14 protein-coding genes are annotated in these 13,235 nt (G+C 72.7%); 8 read left to right on the forward strand and 6 right to left on the reverse strand.

Annotation, left to right across the window (positions count from 1 at the left end; all coding sequences use genetic code 11):
• Window position 1: 1 nt before the first annotated feature.
• Complete coding sequence (locus tag M4J07_RS41980) at window positions 2-841, forward strand: hypothetical protein (RefSeq protein ID WP_255981418.1); 840 nt, start codon at window positions 2-4, stop codon at window positions 839-841.
• A gap of 21 nt (window positions 842-862) precedes the next feature.
• On the opposite strand, the gene M4J07_RS41985 is transcribed toward M4J07_RS41980, so the two are convergent.
• Window positions 863-1,750 carry a hypothetical protein gene (locus tag M4J07_RS41985; RefSeq protein ID WP_255981420.1) on the reverse strand — a complete coding sequence of 296 codons (888 nt, stop codon included), beginning with the start codon at window positions 1,748-1,750 and terminating at the stop codon, window positions 863-865.
• Between the two features lie 132 nt (window positions 1,751-1,882).
• The gene (locus tag M4J07_RS41990; RefSeq protein WP_255981422.1) at window positions 1,883-2,416 is read right to left on the reverse strand and encodes a helix-turn-helix domain-containing protein; all 534 of its coding nucleotides are present in this window, start codon (window positions 2,414-2,416) and stop codon (window positions 1,883-1,885) included.
• Window positions 2,417-2,578: 162 nt separating this feature from the next.
• Here M4J07_RS41990 and M4J07_RS41995 point away from each other — a divergent pair, with 162 nt between their 5' ends.
• On the forward strand, window positions 2,579-3,886 hold the full coding sequence (locus M4J07_RS41995; RefSeq protein WP_255981424.1) for a benzoate/H(+) symporter BenE family transporter: 1,308 nt from the start codon (window positions 2,579-2,581) through the stop codon (window positions 3,884-3,886).
• Here the strand turns inward: M4J07_RS41995 and M4J07_RS42000 are convergent.
• Complete coding sequence (locus tag M4J07_RS42000; protein ID WP_255981426.1) at window positions 3,852-4,574, reverse strand: type 1 glutamine amidotransferase; 723 nt, start codon at window positions 4,572-4,574, stop codon at window positions 3,852-3,854. The two genes, M4J07_RS41995 and M4J07_RS42000, sit on opposite strands and share 35 nt — an antisense overlap.
• Window positions 4,575-4,671: 97 nt before the next feature.
• On the opposite strand from M4J07_RS42000, the gene M4J07_RS42005 reads away from it, so the two are divergent.
• From M4J07_RS42005 to M4J07_RS42015, 3 genes are read left to right on the forward strand one after another with little or no spacing between them, the layout of a single operon-like run.
• On the forward strand, window positions 4,672-5,523 hold the full coding sequence (locus M4J07_RS42005) for a fructosamine kinase family protein (protein ID WP_255981428.1): 852 nt from the start codon (window positions 4,672-4,674) through the stop codon (window positions 5,521-5,523).
• A 42-nt stretch (window positions 5,524-5,565) separates the two neighbouring features.
• Complete coding sequence (locus M4J07_RS42010) at window positions 5,566-6,648, forward strand: NAD(P)H-dependent amine dehydrogenase family protein (RefSeq protein WP_255981430.1); 1,083 nt, start codon at window positions 5,566-5,568, stop codon at window positions 6,646-6,648.
• Window positions 6,645-7,124: a carboxymuconolactone decarboxylase family protein gene (locus tag M4J07_RS42015; protein ID WP_255981432.1), complete on the forward strand. Its 480-nt coding sequence runs from the start codon at window positions 6,645-6,647 to the stop codon at window positions 7,122-7,124. Before M4J07_RS42010 ends, M4J07_RS42015 begins: the two co-directional genes overlap by 4 nt.
• A 39-nt stretch (window positions 7,125-7,163) precedes the next feature.
• Here M4J07_RS42015 and M4J07_RS42020 read toward each other — a convergent pair whose 3' ends face one another.
• Both M4J07_RS42020 and M4J07_RS42025 read right to left on the reverse strand, forming a co-directional pair.
• The gene (locus tag M4J07_RS42020; RefSeq protein WP_255981434.1) at window positions 7,164-8,786 is read right to left on the reverse strand and encodes a GMC oxidoreductase; all 1,623 of its coding nucleotides are present in this window, start codon (window positions 8,784-8,786) and stop codon (window positions 7,164-7,166) included.
• A 119-nt stretch (window positions 8,787-8,905) separates the two neighbouring features.
• Window positions 8,906-9,691: an SAM-dependent methyltransferase gene (locus M4J07_RS42025; protein WP_255981436.1), complete on the reverse strand. Its 786-nt coding sequence runs from the start codon at window positions 9,689-9,691 to the stop codon at window positions 8,906-8,908.
• 321 nt (window positions 9,692-10,012) lie between these two features.
• On the opposite strand from M4J07_RS42025, the gene M4J07_RS42030 reads away from it, so the two are divergent.
• From M4J07_RS42030 to M4J07_RS42040, 3 genes are read left to right on the forward strand one after another with little or no spacing between them, the layout of a single operon-like run.
• Window positions 10,013-10,822, forward strand: a complete 810-nt coding sequence (locus tag M4J07_RS42030; protein ID WP_255981438.1) for a nitroreductase/quinone reductase family protein — start codon at window positions 10,013-10,015, stop codon at window positions 10,820-10,822.
• Between the two features lie 39 nt (window positions 10,823-10,861).
• The gene (locus M4J07_RS42035; RefSeq protein WP_255981440.1) at window positions 10,862-11,338 is read left to right on the forward strand and encodes a cupin domain-containing protein; all 477 of its coding nucleotides are present in this window, start codon (window positions 10,862-10,864) and stop codon (window positions 11,336-11,338) included.
• Window positions 11,339-11,347: 9 nt separating this feature from the next.
• Window positions 11,348-12,133 (forward strand): SDR family NAD(P)-dependent oxidoreductase, encoded by a 786-nt coding sequence (locus M4J07_RS42040; RefSeq protein ID WP_255981442.1) that lies wholly within the window; start codon window positions 11,348-11,350, stop codon window positions 12,131-12,133.
• Between the two features lie 28 nt (window positions 12,134-12,161).
• On the opposite strand, the gene M4J07_RS42045 is transcribed toward M4J07_RS42040, so the two are convergent.
• On the reverse strand, window positions 12,162-13,124 hold the full coding sequence (locus M4J07_RS42045) for a D-2-hydroxyacid dehydrogenase family protein (RefSeq protein WP_255981445.1): 963 nt from the start codon (window positions 13,122-13,124) through the stop codon (window positions 12,162-12,164).
• Window positions 13,125-13,235 lie beyond the last annotated feature (111 nt).

A 13,235-nucleotide genomic window follows, 5' to 3' on the forward strand; every position in this document is an offset into this window, starting at 1 on the left:
AGTGCCCGGGGAACGGCGAGGTGACGTCATGGCCGGACAGACCTCGACCCTGCTGCGCAGGGCCGCGCGGGTGCCGGTGACGGCGGCCCTCGTGTGCGCGGGCGTGCTCGCCGCGGGCCCGGTGGCCGCCGCCGACGACGACGGCTCGGACCCGACCGCGCAGCAGCTGGCCGACGACGCGAAGAAGGAGCTGCTGAACGCCGATTCCCTGCACATCGCCCTGGCGAACCGTTCGGACGACCGGGACACCCGCACCCCGGCCGCGTTCGATCTGCGCCTGGACGAGGACGGGAACTGCGCCGGGTCGCTGCGGATGGGAACCGGCGGCGCCGACGGCGGCAGCGTCGAGCTCGTCAAGCGCGGCGACGAGGTGTGGATGAAGCCGGACGCCACGTTCTGGAAGACGCAGGTCCCGGGCGGCGGGGGCGAGCTCGCGGCGCAGCTCTTCGGCGACCGCTACGTGCACGGCACCACCGACGACCCGATGCTGGACGGCCTCGCCGAGACCTGCGACCTCGACGCCTTCCGCGGACAGCTGGAGGACGGCTCCGCGCGCGCCGCCCAGGACCGGCTCACCAAGGGCGACACGACGAAGGTCGAGGGCACCGAGGTGGTCCCGCTGACCGGTCAGGACGACGGCAACAGGATCACCCTGTACGTCACGTCGGACGAGCCGCACCAACTGGTGCGCGCCACCGAGAAGGGCCCGGACGACGACCTGACGATGACGCTGACCGACTACGGCAAGCCGGTGCCGAGCGCGACGCCGTCGGCCGACGAATCAGTCGACATCTCCAAGCTGCACGCCGTCGACCCCGACCCGTCACCACCGCAGGCCTAGGGCTTGCCGGCCTGTGCGTGCTCACGCGCTGCGCCGGCTCTCCTGGACGGCCTTGTCGGTCATGTCCGCGGTGTCGGCCGCGCGGGGCGCCTGCACGTCGACGTCGGTGCCGAAGTCGGTGAGGTCCATGACGACCTTCGCGCCGGTCCTGGCCGCCGCTGCGTTCCCGGCTGCGCCGCCACCGCTCTTCGCGGTCGTCGACAGTTCGATCTGCTGCCGGCGCAGCAGGCCGCGGCCGTCGATCCACACGTCCATGGGCAGCGTGTCCCCCACGCTCTCGCGCAGCGTCTTCGCCTGCTCGGGGCTGCTCCTGGCGAGCTTGTCCACATCGACGTCGACCCGGTAGTGCGTGGTGGAGACGCCGCTTCGCCGCTCGGTGCCGACCTTCTTCACGTCCTTCTCGGACAGCGACTTGGAGTACGCGAACGAGTCGGCGGGATCGCTGACCTGGGCCGCGCCCTTGCCGCCCGCGTCCCTGAGCCGCTGGAGGTCGATCTTCAGCCAGCTCTTGCCGCCCGGCAGCCCGCCACTGCCCTCGGGCGGCTTCTGGTACAGGACCTGGTCGACCACCCGCTGCTCGATGCGCTGACCGCCCTGGCCGAGCTCGATGCGGCTGGTGCCGTCCCGCAGGTCCATCACGCCGGCACCGGTGACCGTCTCGCTGCGGCCGCCGGACGACGCGGTCGTCGTCAGCTTGATCCGGGCCGACCCCGCCTGCGTGGTCTTCTCGCTCGTGGCCTGCACGACCTGCGCCGGCGACTGCTGTCGCCCCTCGTCCTGCCCGCCGCCGCCCGTGCCGGACCCCTCGCCCGAGTCGCTTCCGCCACATCCGCTCAGCGCGGTGACCGCCAGAAGTCCGCACGAGACGAGCGCCACGGCACGCGGCAGCGGTGTATGCACCTCACTCATGAACGCCTCCTTTGTCGTCTTCCTCGACTTTTGCGTGGGCAGAGCGCTCAAGTGCCCATGCGTCGGGTCGACATGCCCGGTCGGCGATCTTCTACGACGCATGAAGTAGGCGTCGGAGACGGCCGGTTGAGGCTACGCGGCGCCCTTGGGATAGCGCACGAAGAGGACGCCGTGGACCTCGCCGTGAGGGGCGCTGTAGAGGTGCGGGGCGTCGGCCCTCCAGTGTGCGTACGCGCCGGGGCCCGCGGTCTGCGGCGCGTCCGGCAGGCCCACGACGGCGGTGCCGGAGAGCACCATCAGGCTCTCGGTGGTGTGCGGGACGTGGGCGGCGGACTCCTGGGTCGCGCCGCCGGCGATGGTGACGCGGAAGACGTCGGTGGCCGCGTCGCCGTCCTCGTACCGCTCGATCAGGGCCGCGGTGACGGCGCTGCCGGAGACGCCGCGGACGCCCGCTTCCGCGGGGTCCTCTAGGACGGCGCTGAGCGGGCGGCCGAGGGCGGTGGTGAGCGCGTAGAGCGTCTCCAGGGTGGGGTTGCGCAGGCCGCTCTCGAGTTCCGAGAGGGTGCCCTTGCCGACGCCCGAGCGGCGGGCCAGCTCGGAGAGGGACAGTCCGACTGCCTGCCGCAGTGCCTTCAGGCGGCGCCCCACCTCGTCATTGAGGCCCATCCCGTCGGCTCCTGTCCGTCGTCTCCCGACACCCGTTTGTTGACGGGTTCCGCCAGCATTCCTTAGTGTTCCATAAACGGAACGTTCCGTATACGGAACGCCGGGCCCCGCCTGACGGCCGCCCGGCCGCGCCCGCCCCGCTCCCGCCGGAAGTGATGTCCCATGGCTCCGCTCGCCCGTCTCCGCGCCGTCGCACCGCCCTCGGCCGTCGTGGCGGGGCTGATAGCCGTCACGGTCGGCGTGACGAGTTCGGCCGCCCTCGTGTTCACCGCGGCGCGGGCGGCGGGCGCGGACGCCCGGGAGATCTCCTCGTGGATGCTGGCGCTCGGGGTCGGCCTGGCCGTCACCTGCTTCGGACTCTCGCTGCGGTTCCGCGCGCCCGTGGTCACGGCCTGGTCCACGCCGGGCGCGGCGCTCCTCGCCACGAGCCTGAGCGGCGTGTCCATGGGGAAGGCGGTGGGGGCGTTCGCCTTCAGCGGGCTGCTGATCCTGCTGAGCGGGGTGACGGGCTGGTTCGCCCGGGTCATGGACCGCATCCCGGTGCCGCTCGCCTCGGCCCTGCTCGCCGGGGTGCTCCTGCAGTTCGGCACGGGTCTGTTCGCCGAGATGGACGGCAGCTTCGCCGTCGCGTTCCCGGTGTTCGCGCTCTATCTGCTGGCGCGCCGGCTGGTCCCCCGGTACGCGGTGCTGATCGCGCTCGGCGCGGGGGTCGCGGCCTCGGTCCTGACCGGCGGCTGGCACCTGGAGAAGGTGCGACTCTCCCTGGCACAGCCGGTGTTCACCGCGCCCGCCTTCGACTGGAAGGTACTCGTCAGCGTCGGCGTGCCGCTGTTCGTCGTCACCATGGCCTCGCAGAACCTGCCGGGCGTCGCCGTGCTGCGCGCGTCCGGCTACGACGTTCCGGTGTCGCCCCTGCTGACCTGGACGGGGGCGGCACAGACCGTCCTCGCGCCGTTCGGTGCGTTCGGACTCAACCTGGCGGCGATCACCGCGGCGATCTGCACCGGCGACGAGGCGCACCCCGACCGGCGGCGGCGCTATCTCGCGGCGGTCTGGGCCGGCGTCTTCTACCTGTGCGTGGGACTGCTCGGCGCGACCGTCGCCTCCCTGCTCACGGCGATGCCGCACGCGCTGGTGCTGTCCATCGCCGGGGTCGGCCTGCTCGCCACCATCGAGGCGTCCCTGTCCACCGCCCTGTCCGACCCGACGGCCCGCGAGGCCGCCGTGGTCACGTTCCTCGCCACCGCCTCCGGGGTCACCCTCCTGGGGATCGGCTCGGCGTTCTGGGGGCTGCTCGCGGGCGTGCTGACCAGCCTGATCGCCACGGCGGGGCGACGCCGCAACCGCGTCACGGCTCCGATACCCGCGCAGGTGCGGCCCGACGCAGATGTCCCAGAGGTCCCGGACACCACAGAGGTCACCGGCGTCACAGACGTCACCCCCGGCACACCGCCGCGAACCTCCGTGTGAAGCGCGCCCAGACCGCGGCCGACGCCTCCTCCGCGGCGACCGCCCGCGCGTGCAGCACGTCCCGGTCGACACCGCGCGCGGCGAGCTCGTCCCGGTCCCACCCGGCGACCCGCCCCGCGTCCGCCTCGGGGTGGAACTGCAGCCCCCACGCCGCGGCGCCCACCCGGAACGCCTGGTGCGGGCAGTGCTCACTGGACGCCAGCCAGGCGGCGCCCGGCGGGAGTTCGGTGACGGCGTCGACGTGCCGCTCGATCGCGGTCACCTCGGCGCCGAGCCCGTGCAGCAGCGGGTCGTCGGCGGCCTCCGGGCGCAGCCGTATCGCGGTGCTGCCGTACTCGGGCGTCCCGTGCTCGGCCCGTACGGTGCCGCCGGCCACCTGGGCGAGGAGCTGGCCGCCGAGGCAGACGCCGAGGAACGGCGTCCCGCCGTGGAGGGCCTGGGCGGCCAGCCGGCGGGTGGCCGGGAGCCAGGGGGCGCGCTCGTCGTCGTCCGGCAGGAAGCCGCCGCCGAGGACGAGCAGCGGACGGCCGTCGAGGGACGCGGGCAGGACGTCCCCGTCGTAGGGGTGCAGGGTCCGTACCTCGAGTCCGGCCTCCCGCAGCCAGCCGCCGACGCGGCCCGGGCCCCCGCTGCGGGTGTTCTGCACGACAAGGACCGGACCGCGGACCGGCTCGCGCGACGACGACATGCTCGACTCACCTGATCTTTCCCGACGTTGACCGGTGCAGCAGATCAGGGCGCGGCGGGCGGCGTCAACGGCGGGACCACCGCCGTACGCTGATCGCATGCCGCACTCCTCAGCAGTCGCCGCCCGCCTCACGGGACTCCCGGCCACCGCCGAGCGCAGGCTGTCGGCGCGGCTCGCGGAGGTCACGCTGGCCGACGGCCGCGTGGTGGTGGTCAAACACGCCGACGAGCCGGGCGGCGCCCGGGCCGAGGCCGCGGGGCTGCGCTGGCTCGCCGCCGCGGACGCGGTGCGGGTGCCCCGGGTGCACGGGCAGGAGGACGGTCTGCTGGTGACCGACCGGGTCGCCACCGGCGCGCCGTCCGCCGCGGGCGCCACCGCGTTCGGCCGGGAGCTGGCCGCGCTGCACGCCGCGGGCGCACCGCACTTCGGGGCGCCGCCGCCCGGCGGCCCGGCCGACGCGTCCATCGGGCTCGCACCCATGCGCAACGTGCCGGGCACCGACTGGCCGGGCTGGTACGCCGAGCACCGGGTGCTGCCGTACCTGCGTCGCGCCGTCGACGACGGCGTCCTGTCCCCCACCGAGGCGACGGACGTCGAGCGGGTCTGCGAGCGGCTGCCCGCCCTCGCGGGGCCCGCCGAACCGCCCGCGCGGCTGCACGGCGACCTGTGGAGCGGCAACGTGCTGTGGGACACCGACGGCGCCGCCTGGCTCATCGACCCGGCCGCGCACGGCGGGCACCGGGAGACCGATCTCGCGATGCTGCACCTCTTCGGCGCCCCGCACCTGGGGCGGATCCTCGACGGCTACCAGGACGCGGCGCCGCTCGCCGACGGCTGGCGGGACCGGATCCCGCTGCACCAGCTGTTCCCGCTCCTGGTGCACACGGTGCTCTTCGGCCGCGGCTACGCCGGCCAGACGCTGGCCGCCGCTCGCAGCCAACTGATGTGAGGACCCTATGAACTGACGGCCCATCAGGTTACGCTCCGGCGCATGACTTCCACGGTGGTCTGGGGCACCGGGAACGTGGGCCGCGCGGCGATCCGAGCCGTCGACGCCCACCCCGGGCTCGCACTGTCCGGCGTGCTCGTGCACGACCCCGCCAAGGCCGGCCGCGACGCCGGTGACCTGGCCGGGCTCGACCACGCCCTGGGTGTCGCCGCCACGACCGACGTCGATGCGACGCTCGCGGCCCGGCCGCGCGCCGTCGTCTACGCCGCGTCCGGCGACCTGCGTCCCGACGAGGCCCTCGCCGACATCTGTCGCGCCCTGCGCGCCGGGGCCGTCGTCGTCACACCGGCCCTGTACCCGCTCTACGACCCACGGGGCGCGCCACCCGACTTCACCGATCCGGTGCATGCGGCGATCGCCGAGGGCGGCGGCTCGCTGTTCGTCTCCGGCGTCGATCCCGGCTGGGCCAACGACGTGCTGCCGCTGCTGGTCAGCGGCCTCGGCTCACAGGTCGACGTGGTGCGCTGCCAGGAGATCTTCGACTACTCCACGTACGACCAGGAGGACTCGGTCCGGCAGCTGGTCGGCATGGGACACCCCATGGAGTACGAGCCGCTGATGCTCGCCGAGTCCGTGCCGACGATGGTGTGGGGTGGCCAGATCCGGCTGCTCGCCCGTGCGCTCGGCGTCGAACTCGACGAGATCCGCGAGACGATGGAGCGCCGCGCGCTCGAACAGGACGTGACGACGGCGGCCATGGGCGACTTCGCGGCGGGCACGCAGGGCGCGGTGCGGTTCGAGGTGCAGGGCGTCGTCGGCGGCGCCGTCCGCCTCGTCGTCGAGCACGTCACCCGCATCCACCCGTGCTGCGCACCGGACTGGCCGACGCCGCCGGGCGGCGGGGCCGGGGCGCACCGCGTGATCGTCGAGGGCCGTCCGCGCATCGAGGTCACCGTGCAGGCCACCGACGAGGACGGGAACCATGCGGCGGGCGGCAACGCGACCGCGGTGGGCCGCCTGGTCGGCGCCGTGGAGTGGCTGATCGCCGCACCGCCCGGACTCTACGACGCACTCGACGTCCCCCTGCTGCCCGCCGTCGGCCGGCTCGGAAGGAAGCAGTCATGAGGATCGACATCCCCGACGACCAGGAACCCATCCCGTACGTGTGGGGCGAGATGGTGCCCGGGATCGGCCCCGTCGCCGCCCAGTTCTCGATGGCGGTCTACGACCACTCGTCGCTGGGGCTGCGCGAGTTCGAGGCGGCGCGGCTGCGGATCGCGCAGATCAACGGCTGTCTGTTCTGTCTTGACTGGCGCACCGAGCGGGACGGCGAGAAGGTCGAGGAGTCGTTCGCGGACGCGGTGACCGAGTGGCGGACCACCGACGCCTTCGACCAGCGGACGCGGCTGGCGGCCGAGTACGCGGAGCGGTACGCGCTCGACCACCACGGCCTGGACGAGGAGTTCTGGGACCGGATGACCGCACGCTTCAGCCAGGCCGAGATCGTGGAGCTGAGCATGGCCATCGGCTCCTGGCTGGCCTTCGGGCGGCTCAACCACGTGCTCGGTCTCGACGCGGTGTGTGTCCTGCCCAAGCCCTGAACCGCCGTACGGGGTCCGGGACTCGGGCAGGTCCCGGACTCACAGGTCAGTGGCGAGGATCCGGTCGATGTTGCGTTCGGCGAGCGCCGTGATGGTGACGAACGGGTTGACGCTGGTGTTGCCGGGGATCAGCGCCCCGTCGATCACATAGAGCCCTGAATAGCCGTGCAGGCGGCCGTAGTTGTCGGTCGCCTTGTCCAGCACGGCGCCGCCCAGCGGATGGTACGTGAGGTGGTCGCCCCAGATCTTGTACGTGCCGAACAGATCGGTGCGGTAGATCGTGCCCTCCTTCGCGTTGATCTTGTCGAAGATGCTCTTGGCCATGTCGATGGAGGGCTGCTTCCACGCGGTCTGCCAGTTCAGGTCGACCGTGCCGGTGGCCGCGTTCCAGGTGAACTGGGCGCGGTTCGGGTTCTTCGTGATGGACAGGTAGAACGAGGCGAACGTCTCGATGCCGGTGGGCAGCGGCGCGACCTCGGCGAAGGCGCCGCCGGCCGCCCAGTTGTCGATGCCCGCGGTGGGGATGGACGACTGGAGGGCGCCGGTCGGGTCCCAGAGGTGGTTGGCGCGGCCGCACATGACGTTGCCGTTGTCGCCCCAGCCCTTGCCGATCTCGTCGTTGAGCGCGGGCAGCGCGCCGGTCGCCTTGAGGCGGGTGAGGAGCTTGCTGGTCCCGACGCTGCCGGCGGCGAAGAACACCCGGTCCGCGGTGATCTCCTTGGTGGCGGCGACGTTGCCGGAGGTGTCGAGCTGGTCGATGCGGACGGTGTAGCCGCCGCCGGCCGCCGGGACGACCGACGTGACCTTGTGCAGCGGGGAGACGGTGACGCGGCCGGTGGCCGCGGCCCGCGCCAGATAGGTCTTCTGGAGCGTCTTCTTGCCGTGGTTGTTCCCGTAGAGGATCTCGCCCGCGAGCGCCGACCTGGGGACGGTGCCCGCCTGCTCCTGCTTCATGTACTCCCAGTCGTACACGTCGGGCACGAAGGTGAACGGGAAGCCGGAGCGCTGTGCGTGCTTGCGGCCGACGCGCGCGTACTGGTAGCACTCGGCCGTCTCGAACCACTGCGGGTCGATGGTGGCGACGCCCAGGCCCGCGTTGGCGCGCGGGTAGTACGTCGCGTACATCTCGGCCGCGTCGACGGACGGCAGGATCGCGGCGAAGTTCTCCCGCTTGGGCGTGACCGCCATGCCGCCGTTGACGAGGGAGCCGCCGCCGACGCCGCGGCCCTGGTAGACGATGATGCCGCCGAACTCCTCCGCGTCGAGGATGCCGGTGTGGCGCGGCACGTCCTTGTCGAGCGGGAAGCCCAGGAAGTTGCTCAGCGGCTGCTTGGTTCTGGTGCGCAGCCAGAAGGATCTGTAGTCCGGCTGGGTCGTGTTGGCGAAGATCTTGCCGTCCGAGCCCGGGGTGTCCCAGGCCATGCCCATCTCCACGATCCGCACGTCGACCCCGGCCTCGGCGAGCCGCAGCGCGGCGACACTGCCGCCGTATCCGCTGCCGATCACCAGGGCCGGGATGCGTGCTCCGTCGGCGACGGGCGCGAGGGCCGCGGCGGCGGGCGAGGCCAGCGCGACCGTACCGAGAAGAGAACCTGTTCCTGCCAGGAAGGTACGGCGGGTCAGTCCGTTACGCGACACTTCAGAGTGGGTTGCGGGGGTCATTCCGAGTTCCTCTCTGCTGACGGAATCGGAACGAGTTCTACTGTTGATCGCGTATCAAGTGAATGGAAACCGATTGGTAACCTGCGCCCGTTTCCAGCCTTCTTCTCCCGATCTTGGGCTCAGCGGACCCGGGCCACCACCGCGTAGATGCCGCAGTCCTCGGACGCGGGCGCGGCGCCGTCGCGGAACCACTCGGTGGCCGTCACCAGACCGGGCTCCACCGGGTCGAGCCCGTCGAGGAAGCGGGACACGCCTTCGCGGGTGCGGAAGCCGAGCTTGATGCCACCCTTCGCGTACTCGGCGGTGACCTGGTCCGACAGTTCGGGGAAGAGGTCGGACGACGCGTGCGAGAGCACGAGGTGGCTGCCCGACGGGAGCGCCGAGACCAGCGTGGACACGATGTCGTACGGGTCCTGCTCGTCCGGGATGAAGTGCATCAGCGCGATCAGCGACAGCGCGATGGGACGCTCGAAGTCCAGGACGGTGCGGGCGTGTTCGAGGATCGCCGCCGGATCGCGGACGTCGCCCATGATGTAGTCGGTCGCACCCTCGGGGCTGCTGACGAGCAGCGCCTCCGCGTGCCGCAGCACGATGGGGTCGTTGTCGGTGTAGACGACCTTGGCGGCGGGGACGACGCGCTGCACGATCTGGTGCAGGTTCGGCGAGGTCGGGATGCCGGTGCCGATGTCGAGGAACTGGTCGACGCCCTGCCCGGCGAGCCAGGCGACCGCCCGCTGCATGAACTCCCGGTTCTGCCGCGCCGCGTCCCGCGCCTGCGGCGGCAGCTTGGCGCCGACGGCCTCGTCGACGGGGTAGTTGTCCTTGCCGCCGAGCAGCCAGTCGTAGACCCGTGCGGGGTGCGCCTGGCTGGTGTCGATACGGGGCCGGGGGGCGGGTGACGTCATGGGTGGACTCCATCGTCGCAGGGGCCGGACAAGGGGTGTGACCTGCATGCAGTCTGCCACGTCAACTGCCGCGGACGATCAGTGCGTTGAGGGGTCACCCCGGGTACGGCTTTGACAGCGGACGGTCGCGTCTGGTCCCATGACCGCGGTGCCGCGTGGCGCCGGCCACAGAGCAGTGGGCCGGCCGGACGCCGGGCGAGCGCCCTTCACTCAGGGACGACTCCATGAGCCTCCACTCAGCGACCTGATGCGCCGTGCGCGAAGAGCGCACCTCCCTTCGCCATGTCTGCGCGCAGTCCTCCTGAGGAGACCCCTTTCCGCATGTCCGATTCATCCGACCTGTTGTCGCTCACCACCACCGGCGCCCGCTCGGGCCGCCCGCACACCGTCCGGCTCGGGTTCGTCCGGCACGAGGGCCGGGTGCTCGTCGTCGCCTCGAACCTCGGCTCCGACCGGCATCCGGCCTGGTACCACAATCTGCTGGCCACGCCCCTGGTCACCGTCGAGATCGACGGTGACGCCTTCCAGTCCGTCGCGGTGCCCGCGCAGGGCGCACACCGCGACGAGCTGTTCGCCGCCGTCGTCCGCGTCGCTCCCGGCTACGCGGAGTACCAGGCGACCACCGCCCGCACCCTGCCCGTCGTCGTCCTGGACCGTCCCGATACCGACGCGCCGCAGACCGTGACCACGCTCGCCGGAAAGCTGCTCCAGGTGCACGTCTGGCTGCGCGAGCAGCTGCACCGGGTGCGCACGGAGACCGACGCCCACTTCGCCGCGCCGGGCACGGCGGGGCCGGGGCTCGGGCTGCAGATCCGGCAGCACTGCCTGGCGTTCTGCCAGTCCCTGGAGTTCCACCACGTCAGCGAGGACGGCCACCTGTTCCCGGGGATCGCCCGGTGGCACCCGGAGCTCGGCGAGGTCTTCGAGCGGCTGCGCGCCGAGCACGTGGAGGTGGCGCGGCTGCAGAACGCGCTGGTCGCCCTGCTCGACGACCTCGCGACGGCCGACCCCGCGGTGTTCCGCGCGGAGCTGGAGCGGATGACGAAGGAGCTCACGGCGCACCTCGACTACGAGGAGGAGCACCTGCTGCCGGTGCTCGCCGACGTGCCGTGGCCGCCGCCCCGGCCGTAGGGTTGCCGGTACAGCCCTGATCCCCCGGAAGGAGCCGTCGTGCGCGACTGGCAGTCCGAGCTCGGCCTCGAACCGCACGGCGAGGGCGGCTACTTCCGGCGGATCTACACCGGCCCGTCGGAGATGGCGACACCGCACGGCCCGCGCCCCTCGGCCAGCTCGATCTACTACTTGCTCGACGAGCGGCAGCCGAGCGGCCTGCTGCACCGCAACCGCAGCGACATCCTGCACTTCCTCGTCGACGGCGGCCCGCTCGAGTACGTCACGGTCGCACCCGACGGGACCCTCACCAGGACGCTGCTCGGGCCGGCCGACGAGCGGTTCCTGCTGGTGCCGGGTGGCTGGTGGAAGGCGTCACGGCTGGTGGGCGGCGCACGGCACGGACTGGTCGCGGAGGTCGTCACCCCGGGCTTCGACTACGCGGACCACGAGTTCGCGACCCGGGCCGTCCTCACCGAGTTCCCGCAACTCGCCGATGCCCTCGACGCGTTCGTACCGCCGGAGGCCACCGCCTAGGTTGCGGCCATGACCTCATCGACATCCGCGGGCGCCGCGCCCCCGTCCGCCCGCTTCACCGGCCGCGTCGCCGTCGTCACCGGCGGCGCCTCCGGGATCGGGGCCGCCACCGCCGTCCGGCTCGCCCGGGAGGGCGCGGCCGTGGTCCTCGTCGACGTGGCGGAGGGGCCCGGCGAGCAGGTCGCGGCGGGGATCGAGGACAGCGGCGGGCGGGCTGTGTTCGTGCGGGCCGACGTGGCGGACGCCGACGACTGGGCCGGGGTCGCGCGCCGGGCACGGGCACTCGGGCCGGTCGGCGTGCTGGTCTCCAACGCGTACACCGTGACGGTGGCCCCGGCCCACGAACTCTCCCCCGCGGCGTGGGAGCGGCAGCTGTCGGTGAACCTGACGGGCGCCTTCCTCGGGTTCCGGGCGCTCCTGCCCGAGCTGCGGGAGCACGCGGGTGCCGTGGTCCTGACGTCGTCGGTGCACGCCCGCTTCGGCATCCCCGGCCATCCCGCGTACGCCGCGACGAAGGGCGCGCTGCTCTCGCTGTGCGGCCAGCTCGCCGTCGAGTACGGGCCACGGGTGCGGGTGAACGCGGTGCTGCCGGGACCGATCCTCACCGCCGCCTGGGACCGGGTGTCCGCCGAGGACCGGGAGCGGTCGGCGGCGGGGACGGCGGCGGGACGGCTCGGCACGCCCGAGGAGGTGGCCGCCGCCGTCGCGTTCCTCGCCGCGCCCGAGTCGTCGTACGTCACGGGCGCGAGCCTCGTCGTGGACGGCGGGTGGAGCGTGGCGAAGGACTCCGCCTGACCGGGGCGCCCGGCCGGGGCGGGGCCGGTCAGCCCAGGGTGCGGACGGGCGCGCCGGCCAGGTACGCCTCGATGTCCTCCACCGCGCCCCGGAAGTAGCCCTCGTAGTTGCGGCGGGTCACGTAGCCGAGGTGCGGCAGGCCGAGGAAGTTCGGTGCGGTGCGCAGCGGATGGTCCTGCGGCAGCGGCTCGGTCTCGAAGACGTCGCTGCCCGCTCCGGCGATCCAGCCCTCGCGCAGGGCCCGCACCAGGGCGTCCTGGTCGACGATGGCGGCGCGCGAGGTGTTGACCAGGTAGGCGGTGCGGCGCATCCGCCGCAGGTCGTCGGCGCCGATCAGGCCACGGGTGCGGTCGCCCAGCACGAGGTGGACGGAGACGAAGTCACTGGTCTCCAGGAGTTCTTCCTTGGACGCGGCGAGCGTCGCGCCGGCCTCCGCCGCGCGCTCCTCGGTCAGGTTCTGGCTCCAGGCGGCGACGTCCATGCCGAAGGCCGCGCCGACCCGGGCGACACGCGCGCCGATCTTCCCGCAGCCGAGCAGGCCGAGGCGGCGGCCCGCCAGGTCGGCGCCGAGCGTGGACTGCCAGGGGCCGCCCGTGCGCAGGTTCTCGTTCTCCGTGACGACGCCGCGGGCCAGGCCCAGCAGCAGGGCCCAGGTCAGTTCGGCCGGGGGCTCGGAGTTGCTGGGCGTGCCGCAGACGGTGACACCGTGTGCGGCCGCGGCGGCGAGGTCGATGGAGGCGTTGCGCAGTCCCGTCGTGATGAGCAGCTTCAGCTTCGGCAGGCGGCCGAACAACTCGGCCGGAAACGGGGTGCGTTCGCGCATCACCACCACGATGTCGCAGTCGCCGATCTGCGCGACGAGGTCGTCGTGCGCGGCGACGTGCCGGTTCAGGAAACGGACGTCGACCCGGTCCGACAGCCGTGTCCAGTCGGCCAGTTCACGGGCGACGTCCTGAAAATCGTCGAGTACGGCACAACGCAGCGTGGTCACCAACACTCCCCTTCACGATCACCTGCGCAAACCCTAGAACGCGGCGAGTCGGTCGACCACCAGGTCGAGTCGTTGTTGGGTGTCTTCGGGTGGGAGGCGGCCTTCGCGGGT

The sequence above is a fragment of the Streptomyces longispororuber genome (assembly GCF_024448165.1).
Classification (GTDB): Bacteria; Actinomycetota; Actinomycetes; order Streptomycetales; family Streptomycetaceae; genus Streptomyces; species Streptomyces longispororuber_A.